This is a genomic window from Pseudomonas sp. H1_G08 (assembly GCF_054681355.1).
The window spans coordinates 5,327,117-5,351,507 of record NZ_CP162822.1; the positions used below are offsets into that span (position 1 = coordinate 5,327,117).

Annotated in this window: 22 protein-coding genes; 18 read left to right on the plus strand and 4 right to left on the minus strand. The window is 60.9% G+C overall.

The window, feature by feature from the left end:
- The first annotated feature begins 74 nt into the window (after positions 1-74).
- The 15 genes from waaF to AB4N85_RS24220 all read left to right on the plus strand — a co-directional run bounded on the left by waaF (position 75) and on the right by AB4N85_RS24220 (position 15,895).
- Complete coding sequence (gene waaF, locus AB4N85_RS24150) at positions 75-1,109, plus strand: lipopolysaccharide heptosyltransferase II (protein WP_095180992.1); 1,035 nt, start codon at positions 75-77, stop codon at positions 1,107-1,109.
- A gap of 1 nt (position 1,110) precedes the next feature.
- On the plus strand, positions 1,111-2,172 hold the full coding sequence (gene rfaC / locus AB4N85_RS24155; RefSeq protein WP_252868683.1) for a lipopolysaccharide heptosyltransferase RfaC: 1,062 nt from the start codon (positions 1,111-1,113) through the stop codon (positions 2,170-2,172).
- A complete protein-coding gene (locus tag AB4N85_RS24160) occupies positions 2,172-3,293 on the plus strand; it encodes a glycosyltransferase family 4 protein (RefSeq protein ID WP_041477621.1) in 1,122 nt (373 codons plus the stop codon). Before rfaC ends, AB4N85_RS24160 begins: the two co-directional genes overlap by 1 nt.
- The gene (rfaP, locus tag AB4N85_RS24165) at positions 3,293-4,099 is read left to right on the plus strand and encodes a lipopolysaccharide core heptose(I) kinase RfaP (RefSeq protein WP_056787471.1); all 807 of its coding nucleotides are present in this window, start codon (positions 3,293-3,295) and stop codon (positions 4,097-4,099) included. The genes AB4N85_RS24160 and rfaP overlap by 1 nt, the downstream gene beginning before the upstream one ends.
- The gene (locus AB4N85_RS24170; RefSeq protein WP_041477623.1) at positions 4,099-4,833 is read left to right on the plus strand and encodes a lipopolysaccharide kinase InaA family protein; all 735 of its coding nucleotides are present in this window, start codon (positions 4,099-4,101) and stop codon (positions 4,831-4,833) included. Before rfaP ends, AB4N85_RS24170 begins: the two co-directional genes overlap by 1 nt.
- Positions 4,830-5,582 carry a lipopolysaccharide kinase InaA family protein gene (locus AB4N85_RS24175; RefSeq protein ID WP_150741687.1) on the plus strand — a complete coding sequence of 251 codons (753 nt, stop codon included), beginning with the start codon at positions 4,830-4,832 and terminating at the stop codon, positions 5,580-5,582. The genes AB4N85_RS24170 and AB4N85_RS24175 overlap by 4 nt, the downstream gene beginning before the upstream one ends.
- Entirely contained in the window at positions 5,582-7,033 is a 1,452-nt protein-coding gene (locus AB4N85_RS24180) for a lipopolysaccharide kinase InaA family protein (protein WP_252868684.1), read from the plus strand. The genes AB4N85_RS24175 and AB4N85_RS24180 overlap by 1 nt, the downstream gene beginning before the upstream one ends.
- Positions 7,034-7,213: 180 nt before the next feature.
- Positions 7,214-7,543 (plus strand): YceK/YidQ family lipoprotein, encoded by a 330-nt coding sequence (locus AB4N85_RS24185; protein WP_370695111.1) that lies wholly within the window; start codon positions 7,214-7,216, stop codon positions 7,541-7,543.
- A 172-nt stretch (positions 7,544-7,715) separates the two neighbouring features.
- Positions 7,716-9,473, plus strand: a complete 1,758-nt coding sequence (locus AB4N85_RS24190) for a carbamoyltransferase family protein (protein ID WP_024011327.1) — start codon at positions 7,716-7,718, stop codon at positions 9,471-9,473.
- Entirely contained in the window at positions 9,457-10,587 is a 1,131-nt protein-coding gene (locus AB4N85_RS24195) for a glycosyltransferase (protein ID WP_252868685.1), read from the plus strand. The genes AB4N85_RS24190 and AB4N85_RS24195 overlap by 17 nt, the downstream gene beginning before the upstream one ends.
- Complete coding sequence (locus AB4N85_RS24200; protein ID WP_252868686.1) at positions 10,587-11,483, plus strand: antimicrobial resistance protein Mig-14; 897 nt, start codon at positions 10,587-10,589, stop codon at positions 11,481-11,483. Before AB4N85_RS24195 ends, AB4N85_RS24200 begins: the two co-directional genes overlap by 1 nt.
- 8 nt (positions 11,484-11,491) lie before the next feature.
- Positions 11,492-12,892 (plus strand): PIG-L deacetylase family protein, encoded by a 1,401-nt coding sequence (locus tag AB4N85_RS24205; protein WP_252869527.1) that lies wholly within the window; start codon positions 11,492-11,494, stop codon positions 12,890-12,892.
- Positions 12,893-12,973: 81 nt separating this feature from the next.
- Positions 12,974-13,930: a glycosyltransferase gene (locus AB4N85_RS24210; RefSeq protein WP_110644878.1), complete on the plus strand. Its 957-nt coding sequence runs from the start codon at positions 12,974-12,976 to the stop codon at positions 13,928-13,930.
- Between the two features lie 54 nt (positions 13,931-13,984).
- Positions 13,985-14,746 carry a hypothetical protein gene (locus tag AB4N85_RS24215; protein WP_056787489.1) on the plus strand — a complete coding sequence of 254 codons (762 nt, stop codon included), beginning with the start codon at positions 13,985-13,987 and terminating at the stop codon, positions 14,744-14,746.
- A 54-nt stretch (positions 14,747-14,800) separates the two neighbouring features.
- A complete protein-coding gene (locus AB4N85_RS24220) occupies positions 14,801-15,895 on the plus strand; it encodes a glycosyltransferase (protein ID WP_252868687.1) in 1,095 nt (364 codons plus the stop codon).
- Here the strand turns inward: AB4N85_RS24220 and AB4N85_RS24225 are convergent.
- A complete protein-coding gene (locus AB4N85_RS24225; RefSeq protein WP_224787295.1) occupies positions 15,890-16,456 on the minus strand; it encodes a lipopolysaccharide kinase InaA family protein in 567 nt (188 codons plus the stop codon). The genes AB4N85_RS24220 and AB4N85_RS24225 overlap by 6 nt on opposite strands.
- A 150-nt stretch (positions 16,457-16,606) precedes the next feature.
- Here AB4N85_RS24225 and AB4N85_RS24230 point away from each other — a divergent pair, with 150 nt between their 5' ends.
- From AB4N85_RS24230 to hldE, 3 genes are all read left to right on the plus strand, one after another.
- Entirely contained in the window at positions 16,607-17,779 is a 1,173-nt protein-coding gene (locus AB4N85_RS24230; RefSeq protein WP_056787494.1) for an O-antigen ligase family protein, read from the plus strand.
- A 15-nt stretch (positions 17,780-17,794) separates the two neighbouring features.
- Positions 17,795-19,600, plus strand: a complete 1,806-nt coding sequence (gene msbA / locus AB4N85_RS24235) for a lipid A export permease/ATP-binding protein MsbA (protein WP_016771984.1) — start codon at positions 17,795-17,797, stop codon at positions 19,598-19,600.
- A gap of 99 nt (positions 19,601-19,699) precedes the next feature.
- Positions 19,700-21,121 carry a bifunctional D-glycero-beta-D-manno-heptose-7-phosphate kinase/D-glycero-beta-D-manno-heptose 1-phosphate adenylyltransferase HldE gene (gene hldE / locus AB4N85_RS24240; RefSeq protein ID WP_041477636.1) on the plus strand — a complete coding sequence of 474 codons (1,422 nt, stop codon included), beginning with the start codon at positions 19,700-19,702 and terminating at the stop codon, positions 21,119-21,121.
- An 84-nt stretch (positions 21,122-21,205) separates the two neighbouring features.
- Here hldE and AB4N85_RS24245 read toward each other — a convergent pair whose 3' ends face one another.
- Genes AB4N85_RS24245 through AB4N85_RS24255 form a run of 3 tightly spaced genes read right to left on the minus strand, consistent with a single transcriptional unit; the run spans position 21,206 to position 24,191 of the window.
- Positions 21,206-22,174 (minus strand): hypothetical protein, encoded by a 969-nt coding sequence (locus AB4N85_RS24245; RefSeq protein WP_041477637.1) that lies wholly within the window; start codon positions 22,172-22,174, stop codon positions 21,206-21,208.
- A 32-nt stretch (positions 22,175-22,206) separates the two neighbouring features.
- On the minus strand, positions 22,207-23,019 hold the full coding sequence (locus AB4N85_RS24250; RefSeq protein ID WP_095180984.1) for an aldo/keto reductase: 813 nt from the start codon (positions 23,017-23,019) through the stop codon (positions 22,207-22,209).
- Positions 23,016-24,191 (minus strand): NAD(P)/FAD-dependent oxidoreductase, encoded by a 1,176-nt coding sequence (locus AB4N85_RS24255; protein ID WP_056787503.1) that lies wholly within the window; start codon positions 24,189-24,191, stop codon positions 23,016-23,018. The genes AB4N85_RS24250 and AB4N85_RS24255 overlap by 4 nt, the downstream gene beginning before the upstream one ends.
- Positions 24,192-24,391: the final 200 nt, after the last annotated feature.

A 24,391-nucleotide genomic window follows, 5' to 3' on the forward strand; every position in this document is an offset into this window, starting at 1 on the left:
TAGATCTACAGTGTTTGTAGAATTCTCGAGGCGGGGAGGCGTAAATGCCTCCCCGGTTCGTTTTTGGAAACCACATGAATATTCTGATCGTTGGGCCCAGTTGGGTCGGTGACATGGTGATGGCGCAGACACTGTTTCAGTGTCTCAAGCAGCGCCACCCGCAATGCGCAATCGACGTGCTGGCGCCCGAATGGAGCCGGCCGATCCTTGAGCGCATGCCCGAAGTGCGCAAGGCCTTGAGCTTCCCGCTCGGCCACGGCGCGCTGGAACTGGCGACGCGCCGACGCATCGGCAAGTCCCTGCGCGGTCAGTACGATCAGGCGATCCTGCTGCCCAATTCGCTGAAATCGGCACTGGTACCATTTTTCGCCGGCATTCCGAAACGCACCGGTTGGCGCGGTGAATTCCGCTATGGCCTGCTCAACGACGTGCGTACCCTCGACAAAGAACGCTATCCGCTGATGATCGAGCGCTTCATGGCCTTGGCCTATGAAGCCAACGCCGAGCTGCCGAAGCCGTACCCGCGCCCGAGTCTGCAAATCGACCCGGTGACCCGCGAGGCGGCACTGGTCAAGTTCGGCCTGAGCCTTGATCGCCCGGTCCTGGCCCTGTGCCCCGGCGCCGAGTTTGGCGAATCCAAGCGCTGGCCGTCCGAGCATTACGCCAAGGTCGCCGAAGCGCGCATCCGCGAAGGCTGGCAGGTGTGGCTGTTCGGCTCGAAAAACGATCACGCGGTCGGCGAAGATATCCGCGCACGTTTGATCCCGGGCCTGCGCGAAGAATCGGTCAACCTCAGCGGCGGCACCTCGCTGGCCGAGGCCATTGACCTGCTGTCCTGCGCCGATTCCGTTGTGTCCAATGACTCCGGCCTGATGCACGTAGCTGCGGCATTGAATCGTCCGCTGGTCGCGGTATACGGCTCGACCTCGCCAGGTTTCACCCCGCCGCTGGCTGAGCAGGTCGAGATCGTGCGCCTGGGCATCGAATGCAGCCCGTGCTTTGATCGCACTTGCCGGTTCGGCCATTACAACTGCCTGCGTCAGCTGATGCCGGAAGCGGTCAACGATGCCTTGCAGAAGTTGCAGGGCTCCGTGGTCGAGGTTCATTAACTTGCGGGTATTGTTGATCAAGACCTCATCGCTGGGCGACGTGATTCACGCGTTGCCGGCGCTGACCGATGCTGCACGCGCGATCCCGGGGATCAAGTTCGACTGGGTGGTGGAAGAGGGCTTCGCCGAGATTCCGAGCTGGCACCCGGCGGTCGATAAAGTGATTCCGGTGGCGATCCGCCGCTGGCGCAAGAATCTTTGGAAAACCACCACCAGCGGCGAGTGGAAACGCTTCAAGCAAAGCGTGCGCGCCAATAAATACGATCTGGTGATCGATGCCCAAGGCCTGCTGAAAAGTGCCTGGCTGACCCGCTACGTCAAAGCCCCGGTGGCCGGCCTCGATAAAACCTCGGCCCGCGAGCCGATGGCTGCGCGCTTCTACGATCGCAAGCTCGCCGTCGCCCGTGGTCAGCACGCCGTCGAACGCGTGCGCCAGTTGTTCGCCATTGCCTTGGGTTACGACCTGCCCAAAGGCCTCGGCGATTACGGCCTCAACGTTGAACGACTGGTCGAGTTGCCGCGCAAGAACGCCTACGTGGTGTTCCTCCACGGCACCACTTGGGACACCAAGCACTGGCCGGAAATCTACTGGCGCGAGCTGACCGAGCGGGTCGGCTACCTCGGCGTTGGCGTGAAGCTGCCGTGGGGCAACCCGCAGGAAAAGGCCCGCGCCGAACGCATCGCTGCCGGCTTCAAACACGCCGAAGTGCTGCCGAAACTCAATCTGGCCGGCGTCGGCAAAGTCCTCGCCGGCGCGCAAGCCTGCGTGGCGGTGGACACCGGGCTCGGCCATCTGGCCGCTGCGCTGGATGTACCGACGATTTCGTTGTTCGGCCCGACCAACCCGGGCCTCACCGGCGCCTACGGCAAGCTGCAGATTCATCTGGCCAGCGACTTCCCGTGCGCGCCCTGCATGCAGAAAAAATGTACCTATCAACCGACCGCGCAGGATGCCCGTCAGTTTGACCTGAAACGCGAGCAGCCTTTGTGCTTCACGCGTGTGAACCCCGAGCGTGTCGCCAGCCGACTGAGCACGTTGTTAATGGCTGAGGAGCTGCGCTGATGCAATTGGCATTTGTCCTGTACAAATATTTCCCGTTCGGTGGCTTGCAGCGCGACTTCATGCGCATCGCTCTCGAATGCCAGAAACGCGGCCATCAGATTCGCGTCTACACGCTGATCTGGGAAGGCGACGTGCCGCCCGGTTTCGAAGTGCTGGTGGCGCCGGTCAAGGCATTCTTCAACCATCGTCGCAATGAAAAGCTCAGCGCGTGGATGGCAGCGGATCTGGCCAAGCGTCCGGTCGATCGCTTGATCGGCTTCAACAAGATGCCGGGCCTGGACGTCTACTACGCCGCCGACGGCTGCTTCGAAGACAAGGCGCAAAATCTGCGCAACTCGCTTTATCGCCGCTGGGGTCGCTATCGCCACTTCGCCGAGTACGAGCGCGCGGTGTTCGCCAAAGACGCGAAGACCGAAGTGCTGATGATTTCCGAAGTGCAGCAGCCGCTGTTCATCAAGTATTACGACACGCCGCTCGAGCGCTTCCACCTGCTGCCGCCGGGCATTGCCCAGGATCGTCGGCGGCCGGCGGATGCCGATGAGATTCGCGCCGGTTTCCGCGCTGAATTCAATCTCAAGGACGACGAGTTGCTGCTGGTGCAGATCGGCTCCGGCTTCAAGACCAAGGGGGTCGATCGCAGCCTCAAGGCGCTGGCCGCCCTGCCGGCCGAATTGCGCAAACGCACCCGGCTGTTTGTAATCGGCCAGGATGACCCCAAATTGTTCCAGATGCAGAGTGCGACGCTGGGCCTGGGCGACAATGTGACCTTCCTCAAAGGCCGCAGCGATATCCCGCGTTTCCTGCTCGGTGCCGACCTGTTGATTCACCCGGCCTACAACGAAAACACCGGCACCGTGCTGCTTGAAGCGCTGGTGGCCGGGTTGCCTGTACTGGTCAGTGCGGTCTGCGGTTACGCCCATTACATCGCCGAAGCCGATGCCGGGCGAGTGCTGGACGAGCCGTTCGAGCAGGCGCAACTGACCCGATACCTGACCGAGATGTTGAGCGACGACGCTGCACGGGCGGCCTGGAGCCGCAACGGTCTGGCCTTCGCCGAGACGGCCGACCTCTACAGCATGCCGCAGCACGCGGCGGATGTGATTCTGGCGGAGCACGCTTAATGAAGTTGATGCTGGCTGAACCGTTCAAAAGCCTTTGGGCCGGACGCGACCCGTTCGCCGAAGTCGAAGGCTTGCAGGGCGAGGTGTACCGCGAGCTGGAAGCGCGCCGGACATTGCGCACGGAAGTCGACGGCAACGGGTTTTTTGTGAAAATCCACCGTGGCATCGGCTGGGGCGAGATCTTCAAGAACCTGCTGACCGCCAAGCTGCCGGTGCTCGGCGCGGGTCAGGAGTGGAAAGCCATTCAGCGTCTGCAGGAAGCCGGCGTGCCGACCATGACTGCCGTCGCCTACGGCGAGAAGGGCAGCAACCCGGCGGATCAGCATTCGTTCATCGTCACCGAAGAACTCGCGCCGACCATCAGCCTCGAAGACTTCAGCATTGACTGGGTCAAGCAGCCGCCGGAGCCAACACTCAAGCGCGCGCTGATTGCCGAAGTCGCGCGGATGACCGGAATGATGCACCGCGCCGGGGTCAATCACCGTGACTGCTACATTTGCCATTTTCTGCTGCACACCGACAAACCGGTCACACCGCAGGATTTCAAACTCTCGGTGATTGACCTGCATCGAGCCCAGACCCGCGCAAAGATCACTCAGCGCTGGCGCAACAAGGATCTGGCGGCGCTGTACTTCTCGGCGCTGGACATCGGCCTGACCCGCCGCGACAAACTGCGTTTCCTCAAAGGCTATTTCCAGCAACCGCTGCGGCAGATTCTGGCAGAAGAAGCGCCATTGCTGAGCTGGCTGCAAGGCAAGGCCGACAAGCTCTACGAGCGTAAACAGCGTTACGGGGATGCGCTCTGATGGCGGGTTGGACACTTGAGCCGCAGTACGGCGAACTCGCCGAAGATTTCGGCAGCCTCGAAGCCGTATTTGCCTTGCAGGGCGAACGCCTGACCCGCGATCCGCTGTCGGAGGTGGTTCGGGTGCAGCGCGACGGCGTCAATTATTACGTCAAACGCTACGTCGGCGCCGGTAAGGGCCTGCGCCGTTACCTCGGCAAGCCGCGTGTAAAAATGGAATGGCAGAACCTCAAGCGCTTCGCCAAGTGGGGTATCCCCACGGCCGAGGTGGTGGCCTGGGGGCTGGAGCGGCGGGGCGCGGCCTATGATCGGGGTGCGATGATCACCCGTGAGCTGCCCAATACCGAAGACCTTTCGGCACTGGCCGAGCGCAAGGATCCCAGGCTCAAGGATCGCGCCTGGGTCGACGGTGTCAGCCAGCAATTGGCCGGTTACACCCGGACCATGCACGACCATCGGTTTACGCATAACGATTTGAAATGGCGCAATCTGCTGATCGACGATCAGGCGCGCATCTTCCTCATCGACTGCCCCAACGGCGAATTCTGGCGCGGCTTCTGGCTCAAGTACCGGATCACCAAGGACCTCGCCTGTCTCGACAAACTGGCCAAATATCACCTGTCCAACACCCAGCGTCTGCGCTTCTACAAGCAGTATCGCCAGTGTGATCGGCTCGATGTCGCCGACAAGAAGCGGATTCGCCACGTGGTGAGATTTTTTGAGGGGCGCGAATGACTGATTTTCTTGCCGAACAGGACCGCGCACTGCTGGAGCGCCACGGTCTCGGCAATTTCGATGCACTGTGGGCCAAACAGCTTGAAGCTGTGGATGAGCCCAACACTGCCGGTGGCGGCTGGAGCAGCGTGTTCCGTCTCGATCTTGAGGGCCAGGGCTATTACCTCAAGCGCCAGAGCAATTATCTGACCCGAACTTTGCAGGCGCCGTTTGGCGAGCCAAGCTTTGCCCGCGAATTTCGCAACATCAGCCGTTATCGCAAGCTGGGCATACCGGCGTTGCAGGCGGCGTTTTTCGGTGAGCGCAAGGTCGCTGGGGAAGTACGCGCCATTCTGCTTACGCGCGCCCTGGATGGCTGGAGCGACCTGGATTCGTTGCTGACGCGCTGGGCGCAGCTCAGTGCCGCTCAGCATTCGGCGATTCTCAAGGCTTGCGGGCTGCTGGCGCGGCGGCTGCACGGCGCGCGTCAGGTGCATGGCTGTTTCTATCCCAAACATATTTTCCTGCGCGCCACCGGCGACGGCTATGAGGCGCAGCTGATCGATCTGGAGAAAACCCGGCCGTTGCTGTTCGGCATGCGTGATCGGGTCAAGGATCTGGAACCGTTGCAACGGCGAGCGCCGCAATGGAGCGAGGCAGACTTGCGCCAGTTGCTCGCGGCTTATCTCGATCAGCCGACTGACAGCTCGCTGCTCGACAGCTGGCTGAGCCGACTGACAGCGCGGCGCAGCCACAAGGAGACCCGCTGATGCAATTGTCCGAGCTGGCCCGGGCCGGGCGTACCCCCTCACTGCCGCTGACCGTGACCCTGGCGGACGCCGCCGGTGTTGCGGATTTGCAGTTGCTGAGCCTGCTGCGGGTGTTGCCCGGGCAGCGCTATGTTGGCGCCGGCGTCTGGCGCGGTCGGCCGGTATTGGCCAAGTTGCTGGTCGGCAGCAAGGCCGCCCGGCATTTTCAGCGGGAGCTGGACGGTGTGCGCCTGCTCGCTGCGCAAGGTCTGACCACGCCGCTGCTGTTGGCCGATGGACTGAAAGACGGTGAGGGTGGCTGGCTGCTGTTCGAATTCCTCGAGGGCGCCGAGAGCCTCGGTGATGCCTGGGCCGAGGTCGAGTCTCTGCCGGCACTGGCCGATGAGCAGACCGCCGTTCTGGCCGAAGCGCTTGACGCTATCGGTCGGATGCATGGCAAAGGACTCTGGCAGGAGGATCTGCACCTGGACAATCTGCTGCGTCACGGCGGTCAGTTGTACCTGATCGATGGCGCCGGAGTTCGTGCGGAAGCTGCGGGCCAGCCACTGTCCCGACAAAAAGTGCTGGAAAATCTCGGGGTGTTTTTCGCTCAGCTTCCGAAGTCACTCGAGCCGTTCACCGAAGAGTTGCTGGTCTATTACCTGTTGAGCAACAGCGAACATGCTTTGCCGCTGGAGGCGTTGCAGAAACAGATCGACAAGGTGCGCAGTTGGCGGCTCAGGGATTATCTGAACAAGGTCGGCCGTGAATGCACGCTGTTCGCCGTGCAGCGCGGTGCATTTGTCCTGCGCGCCGTTCGCCGTGAAGAAGCAGCGGCCATGCTGCCGGTGCTTGATCAGGCCGACGCCTTGCTTGATCGGGGGCATCTGTACAAGACCGGCGGCGCGGCCAGCGTCGGCAGAGTCGAGGTGGCCGGGCGAGCTCTGGTTATCAAACGCTACAACATCAAGAATTTCGCCCATTGGCTCAAGCGCTTCTGGCGCCCGAGCCGGGCCTGGCATTCGTGGCGTGAAGGCAATCGCCTGGCGTTCCTGGGCATCGCCACGCCGAAACCGCTGGCGGTACTGGAAAAGCGTTTTTTGTGGCTGCGCCGCAGTGCCTATCTGGTCACCGAGTTCCTGCCCGGGCCGGACATCATCGAGCGCTTTGCGCCGTACGTGGAAAATGGCCAGGCACCGGAAGCCGAGTTGCTGGCGCTTGATCAATTGTTTGCCCGATTGATCGCCGAGCGCATCAGTCATGGCGACTTCAAAGGCCACAACCTATTCTGGCAGGCGGATCGCTGGGCGCTGATCGACCTCGACTCCATGTGTCAGCACTCATCGGTCGGCAGTTTTGCCCCAGCTTACGCCCGCGATCGCGCGCGGTTCATGCGCAACTGGCCTGAAAGCAGCGCGTTGTACCAGGTCATTGATCAGCGGTTGCCGAAAGAAGTCTCCAGCGCAGGGTGATTCCTTCTCACGAGCAGACTCGTTCTTGCAATGGACCTGGTCCACTGCGAAACGGAGTCTGTGGGCAGTAGCGGACAAAATACAGCGATCTGTCCTACAACTTCTCCAGAAGCCATGAACTGTGCCCTGCTCGGGCTCGATGCTAATTTGCCTGACGATCTCGGAGGGCGAATCTTGAGCATGAAAAAAATTCTGACGCTGGGCGTAATGTCTGCAGTTCTCTCAGGCTGTGGCAGTGTCTCGACCGTTTTGCAGGGCGACGCCGATGCTGCCCGTGACCTGCGCAAAAAGAAGACCTACTGCCAATCGATTCCGCGCATCTACAGTGGTCTGGCCTTCGATTTTTGCACGCTGAATGCGCCGCCTGATCCTACGGGCATGCTGGCGCCCTTTGTGTTGCTTGATCTTCCGCTGTCCGCCGTGTTCGATACGCTTTCGTTGCCTTACACGGTCTATCGGCAGATTACCGATTCAAATCTGAGTATTTACTGGCGCAGAGACGGCTATTGAGTCGTTGGACTCGTTGAATCGGATCAATCGCGCAGGTGGCAATTCGTACAAGGTAATTCCCGTCATGTTTACGCTATAATCCCGCCCTTTAGCTGCCACTCGCCCTGTGCGAGGGCACATCAATTTTCAAGGCGCATCGCGCCTGCATGCAGACTAAAGAGGCTAGACCCCTGTGGCATTGACGATTCTTGGCCTGTCCGGCGCCCTTAGCCATGATCCTTCCGCAGCCTTGTACATCGACGGCAAGCTGGTCGCGGCGGCTGAGGAAGAGCGCTTCGTACGCGATAAACATGCAAAGAACCGCATGCCCTACGAATCGGCGAAATTCTGCCTCGAGCAGGCCGGCATCAAACCTTCCGACGTTGACGTGGTGGCGATTCCATTCGCCCCGATCAGCCTGTTCGGCAAGGCCCGCTGGCACTACGCCAAGCGCTACTGGTATGCCCCTGATCGCGCACTCGATGCCATCCTGATGGGCAACCGTCGCTACAAGCGCTATCGCAACAAGATCGTCTGGTGCCTCGAGCAACTGGGCTTCGATCCGAAGAAAATCAAGATCGAGCCGGTCGAGCATCACCTGGCTCACGCCTCCAGTGCTTATCACTGCTCCGGTTTCAAGGAAAAAACCGCAATCCTCGGCATCGACGGTAAAGGCGAATACGCCACGACCTTCTTCGGTTACGGCGAAAACGGCAAGATCCACAAGATCAAGGAATTCTTCGACCCGGATTCCCTCGGTGGTTTGTACGGTGCGATCACCGAATTCCTCGGTTTCGAGATGCTCGACGGCGAGTTCAAGGTCATGGGCATGGCGCCATACGGCGATGCCAGCAAGTACGATTTCTCACGTCTGGCCTCGTTCGAAAATGGCGAGCTGGTGATCAACACCGACTACGCCAACGTGATCGGCCTGCGTCGCTATAAAGAGAAGGGCAAGGGTTTCTACTTCTCGCCGAAGCTGATCGAGTGGCTGGGTCCGAAGCGCGAAGGCGACATCGCCGACGAGCCGTACATCCACTACGCCGCGAGCATGCAAGCGCTGTTCGAGAAGCTCGCGTTGCAGATGATCGACCACTATCTGGGCGACGTGCTCAAGGAAACCGGCAAACTGGCTTTCGCTGGTGGCTGTGCGTTGAACGTCAAGCTGAACCAGAAAATCATCGCTCGCGACGACATCAAAGAGCTGTTCGTACAGCCTGCGTCCGGCGATGCCGGCACCGCAGTCGGCGCTGCCGCTTACGTGTCGCACGCCCGTGGCGTACCGGTCGAGAAGATGGAACACGTCTACCTCGGCCCGTCGTACAGCAACGAGGACGTGATTGCTGCGTGTGCCCGTCACGAGAACAAGCCGACCTGGCGCAAGCTCGACAACATGCCGGAGCAGATCGCCCAGATCATGGTCGATGGCAACCCGGTCGCCTGGTTCCAGGGCCGTATGGAATTCGGTCCGCGCGCGTTGGGTGGTCGTTCGATCATCGGTTGCCCGAGCGTGGCCGGTGTCGCCGACCGCATCAACCATCAGATCAAGTTCCGCGAGCGCTGGAGGCCTTTCTGCCCGTCGATGCTCGACACCGTCGCTCCACAGATGATCAAGATCGATCACCCGGCGCCGTTCATGACCTTCACCTTCGAAGTCGCCGAAGAATGGAAAACCCGCGTGCCGGAAGTCGTCCATGAGGACGGTACTTCCCGTGCCCAGGTACTCAAGCGCGAATACAACCCGCGCTACTACGACATGATGAAGGCGCTGGAAAACCTCACCGGTAACGGCGTGTCGCTGAACACTTCGCTCAACCGTCGTGGCGAACCGATGATCTGCTCGCCGACCGACGCGCTGAACATGTTTTTCGGCTCGGATCTGCAGTACCTGATCATGGAAGACATTCTGGTGGTCAAAGAGGGCGCCAACGCTTATGACTCGCTCGGCTGAACGCCATGTGCTGCAGTTCTGTCACGGCTATGACGGGCCGTTCCTGGACTGCGCGCGGCAGTACGCCAGCCTGTTTGCCGGCACCGGCTATCGGGTGACCACGGTGTTTCTGACCGGGGCCGCCGATAGCGAGGTGGCCGCAGCGTGTGCTTCCGATGAAGTGTTGTTCATGGAGTACAGCTCCAAGGCCATTCGTGGCCTGAAACTGGGGGCTATCGGCGATCTGCGCAAGATCGTCGCCTCACGCAATTTCAGTCTTTGCATCGCCCATCGCTTCAAGCCGATCTATATCGCCTTGCTCGGCACATCGCTGCCGGTCATTGGTGTGCACCACGCGTTCGGCGATTACCAGCGTGGGACGCGCAAGTTGTTCGCGCATATTTTCCGCCAGCGCCTGAGCCTTCTCGGCGTGTCGGATGCAGTGCGTGACGACATGCGGCGCTGCCTGCCGAAATGGCCGGCAAGCCGAATCCAGACGTTGTACAACCGCATCGATGTGCCTGCACTGCAAGCCCGTCAGGTACCTTCCGAAGAAGCGCGGCAGATCCTCGGGCTGTCGCCGGATGCCTGGATTGTCGGTAACGTCGGCCGCCTGCACCCGGACAAGGATCAGGCCACGTTGCTGCGCGGGTTTGCCCAGGCGCTGCCAGGCCTGCCGGACCACAGTCAGTTGGTCATTCTCGGCAGTGGTCGCCTGGAGCAGGATCTCAAGGGGCTGGCCCGTGAGCTGGGCATTGCCGACCGAGTGCTGTTTCTCGGTCAGGTGCCTGATGCGCGCAATTATTTCCGCGCCTTCGATGTGTTCGCCTTGAGCTCCGATCATGAACCGTTCGGCATGGTCTTGCTGGAGGCCATGGCCGCCGGCTTACCGTTGCTGGCCACCGCATGCGGCGGGGCGAAGGAAGTGGTCGAGGGGGTGGGCATTCTGTTTCCACTCGGCGATGCCGAACATCTGGCTCAAGGGCTGCAACACCTGGCCGCGATGGATGAGTCGCAGCGTCGTCAATGTGCACAGATGATGCTTGAGCGACTGCATGAGCGTTTCTCCGACCGTGCGGTGCGCGAGACCTTCTGGCGCCTGCCGCCAGTTACCGATCTGGCAACGAGGGGCTGATGCTCAACCGATTTCAAGGCTGGCGCGAACGTGGCTGGTCGCCCGTTGACGCCTCGACCTACGCCACTGCCTGGCAACGTTATGGCGGCAGTGTCGCGACACATCCGCTGGTCATCGAGCGCCTGGCCGACTTGGCCGGGATCCCGGTGCGTTATCTGGCCTGGCAGCAGCAGGGCGAGGTTGAAGCCGCCATCGCTACCTGGGGACGCGACCTGGCGTTGTCCAAGGACGTGCTCAAACGCAACGGCAAGAAAGGCCTGTTCGACCTCGGCAATGCCGAGCTGATCCTGCCAGCCGCCGTCGATGCCCAGGCATCGCTGCGACATCGGGCGCGCTATCTGTCGGCACTCAACGAAGGCCGTTTCAGTGGCCTGAAGTTGCAGGCTGAGCAACTGGCCATGGCCCGCACGCCGGAAGAGTTGTCGAAAAAGTTTCGCTATAACCAGCGTCGAGAGCTGCGTCTGCTGGAAGAAGCGGGCGGTGTGGTGCGAGCGGTCAGCGAGTTTTCCAGCGTTGAGCTGGCCGCGATGTACTGCGATCTGTTTCAGCGCCGCTGGGGCTTTCCGGCGACCGGCGCGGCGCGCATGGCCGAGGTCATCGAGTTGCTGCGCGAGTTGCTGATCGGCTCGGTCATTTTCCTCAACGATGCGCCGATTGCGATTCAATTGGTCTACCGCGTTGAGGCGGCAGAATGGATCAGTGTCGAATACGTGAATGGCGGCGTGGATCCCGAAACCCGCGAGTTCAGCCCCGGCAGCGTGCTGAGTTTTCTCAATACGCAAAGCGCCTGGGAACACGCACGGGCACTCGGCAAGCCGCTGCGTTTTTCATTCGGGCGCGCTGACCGTGAATACAAGGACCGCTGGTGCAACCCTGTGCCGGTGTTCACCGTATGAGCCAGACCATGAGCCGCAAACAGCAATTGCTCAAGCGCCATCGACGCAACAAGCGCGTGGCTATGTTGGTCGCGCTGGCCGCAATCATCGCGCTAAGCGTGCTGGTCGCCTGGTGGCTGGCGCCGGTGTTGCTGATCGGCGGCTGGATCGCCCATGAAGCGTGGTTTGCCGATCATCTGTTCTACGCGCCCGGCGACGATTACCAATACAGCTTCCCGCCCTATACGCCGCAGCCGAAGGTTCATCTGCACGGCGAGCAGTTGCGTCTGGATGAAGGTGTGATGCTGGCCGATGACGCTACGCTGATCCTGGCGGTGCGGGTCAAAAGCACCTGGCTGGGGCGCTTTCTCGATCCTTGTATCGCGTTGTCGGGCGGCGCCAATCCTGACGTGCAAACCTTTGAGCGCGGTGTCGGCGGCCTGCGCTATCTGAACCTCAGCGGTCAGGCGCAAGCATTGTCCGAAGGAGTATTGCGTCTGCGCGGCCGTTTCTGTCGAGTGTCGGGCGAGCCGGTGCTGTGGTCGCTGGAACACGCCGATTACCGTCGTCAGCGGGTCATGGTCATTGCCCCTCACGCGGATGATGCGGAACTGGCGGCGTTCGGCTTGTACAGTCAGGCCGATGAAGCCTGGATCGTTACCCTGACTGCTGGTGAAATCGAGGCCGAACACTATCAGCAGATGGGCATGAGCAAGGTCGACGCCGCGCGGCTGAAGGGACGTTTGCGCGCCTGGGACAGCCTCACCGTGCCGCAATGGGCCGGAGTCGCCCAGCAGCGCTGCTTGCAGTTGGGATATTTCTGCCTGCAACTGGCCGCGATGCGTGACAACCCGAATCAACCGGTGGGCTCGCGCGAAGCGGACTTGAGCGATACCCGCCTGTTCCGTCAATTCAATCCATTTGTGCTCCCGGGGGACGCCGATGGCGCGCCGACCTGGAACAATCTGCTGGCCGATCTGCGCGAAACGATGCTGCGCGCTCGTCCGGACGTCATCGTGCTGCCGCATCCGGCGCTCGACCCGCATCCTGACCACATCTGCGCGCAGCAGGCTGTGCTTGAAGTGTTGAAAGGTCTGGACTGGCAGCCGACGCTGCTCGGTTATGCCAACCACCTGCACGATAACGACCGGTGGCCGATGGGTAATAGTGGTGAAGGCGTGGCTCTGCCGCCAGCCTTTGATGCTGGCGTGCCGGTGCAGCCTGTATGCCTGGCGTTGTCCGCAGAGCAGCAGCGTGACAAAGCCATGGCCCTGGGCATGATGCATGACTTGCAGCCGCCTGCGCCGTTCAAGCGTCGCTTGCGTCGCAGCCTGCAGCGATTGCTGGCTGGGCGCTCCGGTTCGCTTTATGGCGAAAACGAATTTTTCCGCAAGGCGGTTCGGCGACATGAACTGTTCTGGCGTTTGTAGCGACACAGGCGCCCGCGCAAGACTTTCTTGCGGGCGGGCATGTTCAGGTTTGCTCGGGTTGCTGTTGCGGCAAGGAAGACAATGAAAGTTCTATTTCTGGTGCAGAAAGATCAACGGGCCATTCTCGATCGGTTGTACGAGGGTGTCGCCGCCCATTGTGAGTGCGATCTGCGCTGGTTGAGCGGTGACGAGCAGCGCAATCTGCGTCGATACTTTCGCCGCGAAGTCGACGTTTCCCGCTATGACCGCATCGTGTTTTTCCTGCGCTTCAAGCAGGAGATCCGTCAGGTCGGATTTATTCGCACCATCCCCAATCTGGTGATTCTGGAGCACGACGCCTATCAGAATTACATTCCCTGCAAGTACACCGGCAAGTTCAGTGCGCACTATCGGCGTTTGCCGTGGGCACGCGTGATCAGTTCCGGTTTCGTGGTGGCCGAGCGCCTGCGCTCGGAGGGCTTCGACGCCGTGTTCGTGCCCAAGGGCTACGATCAGACGCAATTGCAGGACCAGAGGCGCGAGAGGGATATCGAACTTGCCTTCGTCGGCAGTACCAACAGTGTGGCCTACAGCGGCCGCAAGGCACTGCTGGATGAATTGGGCCAGGTCGAGCCGCTGCTGGTGACGCGGACCAAGTCCGGGGCTGAATACCTGGAAACGCTCAACCGTATCCGCTTTTTTGTCAGCGCGGACGTGGGCATGGGCGAGTTCATGATCAAGAACTTCGAAGCCATGGCTTGCGGCTGCGTCCTGCTGGCCTATGATCAAGGCGCCGCCGAAGCTGCGGCGCTGGGTTTGCAGGACATGCACAACGTGGTGTTCTATCAGACGATCGCGCAGTTGCAGGAAAAGCTGGCCACGCTGCGCGAGGATCCGCAACTGGCGCAACGCATCGCTGACAACGGTCGCGAACTGGCGGTGGAGCAGTTCAGCTTCGCGCGGATCGGTCAGCGCATCGTTGAAGAACTTGAGCCGCCGTTGCGTGAGCGGGCGCCGCTGAGTCTGCTGGAAAAAATCCGCCTGAAAGTGGGCATTTGACAAGTGTCATATAGCCAGTGATATTGCTGGCGACTTCTGATTAACGAGATTTCGGTGCAATTTTCCAAAGAAAGCCAGATTACATTGGTGGTTACCAGCTGCGGTCGACTCGATCTGCTCAAGGCCACTCTCGATAGCTTCGACCGGTACAACACGGCACCCATTCGTGAAGTGTTCATCACCGAAGATGCCGGCGACGAAGGCGTTGCCGGGATTCTGCCTGCCCACTGGAAAGAGCATTGCACGGTTTTCGTCAATCGTCCGAAGCTGGGCCAGTTGGCTTCGATCGACCTGGCCTACGGACACGTCAGCACCCCCTACATTTTTCATTGCGAAGATGACTGGGAGTTCTATCGTCCGGGGTTCGTCGAAGACTCGATGACCATTCTGCAAGCGCGGCCGGAAATTCTGCAGATCTGGTTGCGCAGCTATAATCACGATCTGCGTGTTCACAGCCCATACATCCACTTGGGCGCGCGCGAGATTGTCGATGGCGTCGCCTGTTATCCGCTGATTTCCGACAAGCCGGAGTGGCAAGGGTTCTCGCTGAACCCGGGGTTGCGCCGACTCGAGGATTATCGGTTGTGCGCGCCTTTCGCCGGACACGGTGGCGAGAAGGCCTTGTCACAGCGCTACTCGCAACTGAACAGGGAGGCCTTGATACTCGAGGCAGACGCGGTCATGCACACCGGTTTTGGTCTGCATGTGCAAACGGATGTCGAGCGTGAACGCAAAGCGCGCCGCAATCGCCGCGAGCAGATTAAATTTGCCTTGTTTCTGTTGCTGGGAGTCTGCATTGGCTGGTTCATCAACTGAGTTCGAGTACCGCGCAGCTTGTCCCCGCAAATCCGTGCAACGGCTTTCTGCCCTATGAATATTCTCAATATCATGTGGGCCGGTGGCGCTCCGTTCGCATCAATCCATAAAGTGCATCAGCAGATACTCTCTCAGGCTGCGCCGTCGGCGGTGGTCAAAACCTGGCTGCTCCAGGGGCAGGGAGCCGAGTGCGGCGTGGATGTCGGTGAGGTCCGGGAGTGGCAGTTATCGTCAGCCCGCCTGAAGGGCCGGCATTTCTGGCGTTTGGCCAAACCCGTGATGCGGGCGAGGTTTCGCCAGGCGCTCGTGGACAGTGACGCTCGATTGCTGCTGCTGGACGGCATGGGTGTCGCACGCACGTTATTACCGGTCCTCAAGAAACTGCCGCATATCCGCGCGGTAGTGATTTTCCACGGTTCGGCGCGATTGAATGCCGGCGACCAGGCTCTATTCCAGGCAATCCCTGCGTCCCGGCTGAAACTGGTTGCCGTTTCCAGCACTCTCGCCGATTCACTGGCCCGCGATCTGCAGATGCCTGTCACCCCGTTGCGAAGTGCGTTCGATCCGGAAGCGTTTCGTGCTGACCTGTTCACCCGCGAGCAAGCCCGGACACGGTTGGGGTTGCCGCAAGGCGATACGCCGGTATTGGGCGCGGTAGGGCGGCTGGTCTCCGAGAAGGGGTTCGGTTATTTGCTGGATGCCTTTGCCGCAGCACTCGACAGCCGCCCGGACTTGCGCCTGGTCATTATCGGCGAAGGCTCCAAACGCGCGGCGCTGGAGCAGCGCATCGACGCGCTTGGCTTGCACGACAAGGTCTTGCTGACCGGGCATCTGAACGAAGCAGCGCAGCTTTATCGTGCGTTCGACTGGGTTGCGATCCCTTCGCTGGAAGAGGGCCTCGGTCTGGTCATGCAGGAAGCGGTGATGGCCGGCGTACCGGTGTTGTGCAGCGGTCTGGAGGTGTTCAGCGAACAACTGGGCAGCGCCGGCTGGTATGCCCCGGTCAATGACACAAAGGCCTGGTCCGAGACCATCGACCGCGCCTTCGGTGCCTCATCTCAAGCGATCAATGCCGAGCAGTACCGGATGCTTTCACCGGACGAGGCCTGGGCGAACTTCAGCCAGGCTGCCCGCGCATTGTTTTCATGACGACAAGACCGCGCGCTCAAGTGCCTGCATCGGAAAGCTGTCGTTCAGCTTTTCGCGCGCAATATAGCGTGCGAAGTGTTGCAGGTTGCGTTTGATCAAGCGCTTTGGCAACGGTCCGCGGGTGAAGCGCATGTCGGCGACATCGATCAGGCCCATGCGGTTGTCTGGTGTGACGACGATGTTGCCAAGATGCAGGGAGCGGAAATAGATGCCCGAGCGGTGCAGGCTGCGTATCAGCTCGGCCAGATCCGGCAATGCCTGAGTCCAGTTGAAACCTTGTTTTGCGGCGATCTGGCGCAGCGTTTGCCCTGGCAGAGGCTCATACAGCACGGCGGTCATGCCTGGTTTCTCAAGGCGAAAGAACTGGAGGATCTGCAGCGTCGGTACGCCGAGTTTGTGCAGCTCGACGGCGTTGTCGATGAATCGCTTCGAGTAGGGGCGAAACAAGGCGGATGAAAAAAACCTTTTGCGACGAAACAGTTTGAGAATTTTCCCATCCTGCAGCAGGTAGACTTTCGGCCCATAGCTGTCCGCTTCCAGAACTTTGGCGGCGTCGATCATTTGGTCTAGAGCGGCTTGTGAGAGCCGGGAGCATCGCATCGTAGGAAGCCTTGTCGAAAGTGCGGGGTGTAGTAGCGGGCAATGATGCCGAAAAGTTTCGATTTTAACCATGCCGCGTCGCATGGGCGAACCCTTGTCAGGAGCAGATTGATGCAGGAAACACGCTGGGCGCAACTATGGATGGCGATGGGGCTCTTGTGGTTTTTACTGGCTATTGCCGTAGCGCCCACCAACAAGGTCTACCAGCAGGGGCTGGTGGCTCTCGTCTGGTTGCCGGCGCTAGTGCTGGGCTGGGCTGCGCGGCACCGCGTCAGAGAAGTGCTCCATGAACAACGCTGGATCTACCTGCCATTGCTCGGATTGCTGGTCTGGTCGCTGATCAGTCTGGCATGGACAAACGCACCGGAAACGGGGCGCGAGGCCAAGCGTCTGTTGTATATCGTGGTGTTCCTGCTGTTTTTTCCGGTGTTCGCCAGCGGACGCCCCGAGCGGTTGATTCGCCTGATGCAGTGGGGCGGGCTGGGATTGGCAGTAACTGCGCTGGTGGCCATCGTCAGGTTTTACGTCATCGAAGGTAACGCCTGGTCTGCCCGGGTGGAAGGGCTGGGTGAGCTGGCGCATCCGATCCTCGGCGGCTATGTCATCGGCCTGGCGGCGGTGTGGCTGGCCCTGTGGGCGCCGCGTGGCGTGATGTGGCAAGGGGTCTGGACACTGGCGTTGGCGGTGCTGGGTATCTTTGTACTGATGAGTCAGAGTCGAGGCGCGGCGCTGGCGTTGTTTCTGACCATCCTGGCCATGCCGATCTGGTGCCGTGACCGCCACAGCCGAATCGTCGCAGCCGTGGCCCTGGTGGTGGCGATTGTGGCGCTGTGGCTGTTCGAACCGTTGGTGCTGGCGCGCGGAGTTTCCTTTCGTCCGCAGATTCTGATGGCCTCTCTGGATATGATTGCCCAACATCCCTGGGGTGGGTTGGGCCTGGGTGGGGACTACCGGGTTTTCTGGTCGGGCATGACTTTCGATCACGCCCACAATCTGTTCACCCATGTTGCGATCGTACTGGGTCTGCCGGGACTGCTGTTGTGGTCTGCCGTCTGGTTCGCCGTTATTTTCCAAGCGTGGAAAGTTCGAGAAACGCTGTATGCCCGGGGGATCATCGGTATCTGGCTGTTCTCGACACTGGCGATGCAATTCGACGCTGCCAGCCTCACCGGCACCCCGCGCGCCGAGTGGTTCATCAGCTGGCTGCCGTTGGGGCTTGCCAGCGTTTTGGTATGGGCGCGGGCCAATGGCGGCGCTTGTGATAAAATTTCGCGTTCTTCTTAACCAGTGAGCTCTACGATGACTGACGCACCGCCCAAAGCGGAACAGGAATCCAGCCTGAAAATCTACTTTCGGCTGTTGGGGTACGTAAAACCCTATATCGGTCTTTTCCTGCTGAGTATCGTGGGCTTCGTGATCTTTGCTTCCACGCAACCAATGCTGGCCGGGATTCTCAAGTATTTTGTCGATGGCCTGAGCAACCCGGAAGCGGTGCTCTTCCCCAACGTTCCCTATCTGCGAGACGTGCAATTGCTGATGGCTGTGCCGTTGCTGATCATCCTGATCGCAGCGTGGCAAGGCCTCGGCTCGTTTCTCGGCAACTATTACCTGGCGAGGGTTTCGTTGGGGCTGGTGCATGACCTGCGTATCGAACTGTTCAACAAGCTGTTGGTACTGCCCAATCGCTATTTCGATACCCACAACTCGGGTCATCTGATCTCGCGCATCACCTTCAACGTGACCATGGTCACCGGCGCCGCCACGGATGCCATCAAAGTGGTGATCCGCGAAGGCCTGACCGTGGTTTTCCTGTTCGCCTATCTGCTCTGGATGAACTGGAAACTGACTCTGGTGATGCTGGCGATCCTGCCTGTGATCGCGTTCATGGTCGGCAACACCAGCAAGAAATTCCGCAAGCAGAGCAAGAAGATCCAAGTGGCCATGGGCGACGTCACCCATGTGGCTTCCGAAACCATTCAAGGCTATCGCGTCGTGCGCAGTTTTGGTGGCGAAGCTTATGAGCAGCAGCGTTTTGCGGCGGCCAGCCAGAGCAACACCGACAAACAGTTGCGCATGACCAAGACTGGCGCGGTGTATACGCCGATGCTGCAGCTGGTGATCTACACCGCCATGGCCGTGCTGATGTTCCTCGTACTGTTCCTGCGCGGTGATGCAACGGCCGGTGATCTGGTTGCCTACATCACGGCTGCCGGTTTGCTGCCCAAACCGATCCGGCAATTGTCTGAAGTCAGCTCGACCATCCAGAAAGGCGTGGCCGGCGCCGAAAGCATTTTCGAGCAACTCGATGTTGAACCGGAAATCGACACAGGTACGATCGAGCGTGATCGGGTCAGTGGCCATCTGGCGGTGAACAACCTCAGCTTCACTTACCCGGGCACTGAACGGGAAGTGCTGAAAAACATCAGCTTCACCGCTTCGCCAGGTCAGATGATCGCCTTGGTTGGGCGTTCCGGCAGCGGCAAATCGACGCTGGCCAGTCTCATTCCGCGCTTCTATCACCACGAGACCGGCGAAATCCTGCTCGATGATGTCGAAATCGAGGACTATCGTCTGCGCAATCTGCGTCGCCATGTAGCGCAAGTGACCCAGCACGTGACGCTGTTCAACGACACCATCGCCAACAACATCGCTTACGGCGATCTGGCAGGCGCGCCTCGCGAAGATATCGAGAAAGCCGCCAGGGATGCATTTGCCATGGACTTCATCGCGCAGATGCCTCAAGGCCTGGATACCCAGGTCGGCGAGAACGGTGTGCTGTTGTCTGGCGGACAGCGTCAGCGCCTGGCGATTGCCCGGGCCTTGCTGAAAAACGCCCCGCTGCTGATCCTCGACGAAGCGACGTCGGCCCTTGATACCGAGTCCGAGCGGCACATTCAGGCGGCACTCGACCATGTCATGAAAGGCCGCACCACGCTGGTGATTGCCCACCGTTTGTCGACCATCGAGAAGGCCGATCTGATCCTCGTCATGGATCAGGGCGAGATCGTCGAACGCGGCACTCATGCCCAACTGCTTGCTCATAATGGCTACTACGCGCGTCTGCATGCGATGGGGCTGGATGCCCCGGCTGAAGACATTGCCTGATCTGCAGATGAGGGTGGGCCAGCCTCACCCTCGTGTATTCCCGGCGCGCGCGATCCTGTTAATATCGCGCCCCTGTTCATTTTGTATGTGGGTTGCTCCATGAAATTGTCGATGCCGCGATTCGATCAAGCCCCTGTCTTGGTGGTCGGCGATGTCATGCTCGACCGTTACTGGCATGGCGGAACCTCACGGATTTCTCCTGAAGCGCCGGTGCCGGTGGTCAAGGTCGAGCAGATCGAGGATCGCCCGGGCGGTGCCGCCAACGTTGCGCTCAACATTGCCGCGCTGGGTGCGCCGGCATCGCTGGTGGGCGTGACCGGCGATGACGAAGCCGCCGACAGCCTGAGCAACAGTCTCAAGGGCGCGGGCGTGCGCGCCTTGTTTCAGCGCATCGCGCACCAGCCGACTATCGTCAAGCTGAGGGTTATGAGCCGGCACCAGCAGTTGCTGCGTATCGATTTCGAAGAAGTGTTCGCCACCGATGCTCTGGCACTGGCCGCGCAGGTTGACGGGTTGCTTGAAGGCATCAAGGTGCTGGTGTTGTCGGATTACGGTAAAGGCGCGCTGAAAAATCACCAGGCCCTGATCCAGGCCGCCCGTGCCAAAGGTATACCGGTATTGGCTGATCCGAAGGGCAAGGACTTTTCGATCTACCGCGGTGCCAGCCTGATCACACCGAATCTCAGCGAGTTCGAAACCATCGTCGGTGGTTGCGCCGATGAGCACGAACTGGTGAGCAAGGGCGCCGTCCTGATGCAGGAGCTCGACCTCGGCGCGCTGCTGGTGACCCGTGGTGAACACGGCATGACCTTGCTGCGTCCGGATCATCCGGCGTTGCATCTGCCGGCCCGCGCCCGCGAAGTGTTCGACGTGACCGGTGCCGGCGATACGGTGATTTCGACCCTGGCCGCGGCCATTGCCGCAGGCGAAGAACTGCCGCACGCCGTGGCGCTGGCCAATCTGGCAGCAGGCATCGTCGTCGGCAAGTTGGGTACCGCAGCGATCAGCGCCCCGGAACTGCGCCGCGCCATTCAGCGCGAAGAAGGTTCGGAGCGAGGCGTGCTGGGTCTTGAGCAACTGCTGCTGGCGGTTGACGATGCCCGTGCGCACAACGAGCGGATTGTCTTCACCAATGGCTGCTTCGATATCCTGCATGCCGGCCACGTGACCTATCTGGAACAGGCCCGCGCTCAGGGCGACCGCCTGATCGTGGCGGTCAACGATGACGCCTCGGTCAGCCGCCTGAAAGGCCCGGGCCGGCCGATCAACAGTGTGGATCGCCGCATGGCGGTACTCGCCGGTCTTGGCGCGGTGGACTGGGTGATCAGCTTCTCTGAAGGCACACCGGAAAACCTGCTGCGCGAGGTCAAGCCGGACGTGCTGGTCAAGGGCGGCGATTACGGAATTGATCAGGTGGTCGGCGCGGATATCGTCACCGCCTACGGCGGCACCGTGAAAGTCCTGGGGCTGGTGGAAAACAGCTCGACGACAGCGATCGTGGAAAAGATCCGCGGCCAATAAGATCAAAAGATCGCAGCCTGCGGCAGCTCCTACAGGGGAATACATTCCAATGCAGGAGTCGTCGAAGGCTGCGATTTTTTGCTTTCAGGAATTCACTTTCTTGCGCGGTACGATTTTCTTCAGCAGCTGCCTGGCCTTGCCGCGCAGGCGTGCCAGTCCAGTAGCCTTCTCGGGTGGCGTCAGACCCTGTTGGCGCAACCAGTCCTTCCAGCGAATCCGCTCATCACGCACCAGCCAGCCATCCTGTCGCGCGAAGCTTTCGGCCAGATACAGACCGCGGGTACTCGCCGGATACAGTTGATCCTTTTTCAGGGTGTACAACTCGGGCAGCGGCTGGCCGTCGTGCAATGGCATTAAGTACAGGTCTGGCCGTTTGCGATCGAGTCGCGCCACCAGTTGATCGCCTTCCAGACGCTCGTCGACATGAAACAGGCTCAAGGACTTCGCCTCCTTGGGCACGTCCAGGCGCAAGTCATAGATCAATTGCAGGGACGCCGTCGGCAGATGCACGTACGCCCTTGGTCGCTCCAGCAATTGCAGGTTGGCGCAGCGCACCGGACGCGCCGAACCGGACAACGGCGTCAGGCGAAACGGCAACGCCTCACGGTAATGCAGCGCAGCGGAGTAGGGCGCCGGCAACCAAGTCTCGTTGAAGCGCCCGCCGAGCCAGCCTTCCGGGGTTTCCAGCAGACACTCTTCGGCAATCTCCTGAATCGCCGTGTGCAGCGGAATATTCAGCTCATGAGCAGGCACATAGCCGGAAATCAGTTTCAGCACCACGTCGCCGCGATCCTGCCGACGCTGGCGCACCAGCACCCAGTAATCGCGATTCTGCCAATGCAGGGTCAGGCGCACGGACACGCCGAGGTTGGCCAGTTCCAGGGCGAAGCGCTCGCTGTCGGCGACGCTGACCGGTTTACGCCGTTGCAGGGTCTGGGCGAAGTTCAGCGGCATGCCGACGCTCTGATAGCTCAGGCCTTCGGGTGTGGCTTCGACGAACAGCGGCAGTGTCTTGAAGTTGCTCGGGTTCTTGCGGATGAGCGTGCGCGGCATATCGGCTCCTGGCTTAAGGCCGCGGGGCGGCGTCAGTGACTACGCAGGACCTGGGCAACGGTCGCTACGTTATGGGCGAGGTGCAGCGGATTGATCGTGCCGACAATAGCACTGGCAACGCCGGGATGAGTGAACAGCAACTCGAAGCTGGCGCGCACCGGATCGACTCCCGGACTCAGACAGACATGACCGCTGGCCAGGGCTTTTTTCACCAGAATGGCTTTGCCGTGGGCAGCAGCATAGTCAATGACCGCCTTTTCGTTTTGTTCGTTCAGATTGTAGGTGACCATCGCGCAGTCGCCTTGCTCCAGCGCTTTCAAGCCGCCTTCGACGGTTTTGCCGGAAAACCCGAAGCCGCGAATCTTGCCCTCGGCCTTCAGCGCCGCGAGGGTGGCGTAGACCTCTTCGTGCTCAAGGATGGCCATGTCGTTGCCGTCCGAGTGCACGAGGACCAGATCGATAAAATCCGTTTCCAGACGTTGCAGGCTGCGCTCGACCGACATTCGCGTGTGCGCGGCGCTGAAATCGTGACGCGACAGGCCATCGGCAAACTCTTCACCGACCTTGCTGACGATCACCCAGTCCTGACGCTGACCGCGCAGCAGCGGGCCGAGGCGTTCTTCGCTGCGCCCATAGGCCGGTGCGGTGTCGATCAGGTTGATGCCCAGATCGCGCGCCTGGCGCAGCAGCATGCGCGCTTCGTCATCGCCGGGAATCTGAAAGCCGTTGGGGTATTTCACCCCTTGATCGCGGCCGAGTTTGACCGTGCCCAGGCCCAGCGGCGAAACCGTCAGGCCGGTGCTACCCAGTGGGCGATGAAGTTCGTGCAGAGTGGCGATGCTCATGGCAGCAGTTGCTCCCACGCGGGTACACCTAGCGGTGGTTTCGGCAGCGGCGGCAGCGGATCAGTCGCCTGCGGCTGGATGCCGTCGCGTTGCAGCGAGGCGATAACGCGGTCGGCGAAGTCCGGCGCCAGTGCCAGTTTGGTCGGCCAGCCGACGAGCAAGCGACCTTCCTCGGCGAGGAATGCGTTGTCCGGACGGGTCAGGCCGGTTTGCAGCGGCTCCGCGCGGTCGACGCGCAGGGTGGCCCATTGCGTGGTGCTGAGGTCGATCCACGGCAGCAATTGGGCGATTTCCTTTTGCGCGGTGGCGATCTGTTCGGCTGGTTCGCGGGCCACGCCTTCGCTTTCGGCGATGTCGCCGCCCATGTACCAGACCCACTGGCCATCAGCCGCCGGATGCGTGGTCACGGTGATGCGCGGCTTGGTGCCGCCGCCCAGGCAGTGCGCGTACAGCGGTTTCAAGCCGGGGCCTTTGGCGAGGATCATGTGCAGGGGGCGGCGCTGCATGGCCGGACGGCTCAGGCCCAGGGCTTCAAGCAGTTCGGCCGTGCCGGCGCCGGCGCTGAGGACGATGCGCTGGGCGCGGATCTCACGGCCGTCGACTTTCAGGCCGACCAGCACGCCGGCTTCCAGCAGCGGCTCGATGACCTGCCCGGCGAGCAGACCGTCACCGGCCAGCTCGGCGAGGCGCTGGATCAGGCTCGGGACATCCACTACCAGTTCGGCGAGGCGATAGACCTTGCCCTTGAAACGCTTGTCTTGCAGGGCCAGCGGCAGTTCATCGCCCTTGACCTGATCGACCCGGCCACGCACGGCTTTGCTGGCGAAGAAACTGGTCAGATTGCCGGCCAAAGTGCCTGGCGACCACAGGTAATGGGCTTCGGACAGCAGGCGCACGCCGGACAGATCCAGCTCACCATTGCCGGCCAGCGCCTCGCGCCAGCGGCGCGGCATGTCGGCGATGGCTTCCGAGGCCCCGGTCAGCGCGCCGTGCAGCGCGTACTTGGCACCGCCGTGGATGATGCCCTGGGACTTCACGCTCTGCCCGCCACCGAGGCTGGCGCTTTCCACCAGCACGGTCGAAAAACCCTGACCGCGCAGGCGCGCATTCAGCCAGAGGCCGGCGACACCAGCGCCGACAATCAGAACGTCGGTGGAAATAACGGATGGCATGCAGCGACCTCAGTGCTCAAGACGAGGGCGCAGTATACAGACTCGGGAAAGGGGCGGATTTGTCGATGATCAACATGCCGAACATATGGGCCAATGTGGGAGCGAGCCTGCTCGCGAAGAGGGAATGCCAGTCGACATATGTGTTGACTGATGTACCGCATTCGCGAGCAGGCTCGCTCCCACAGGGGATTGTGTCTGGC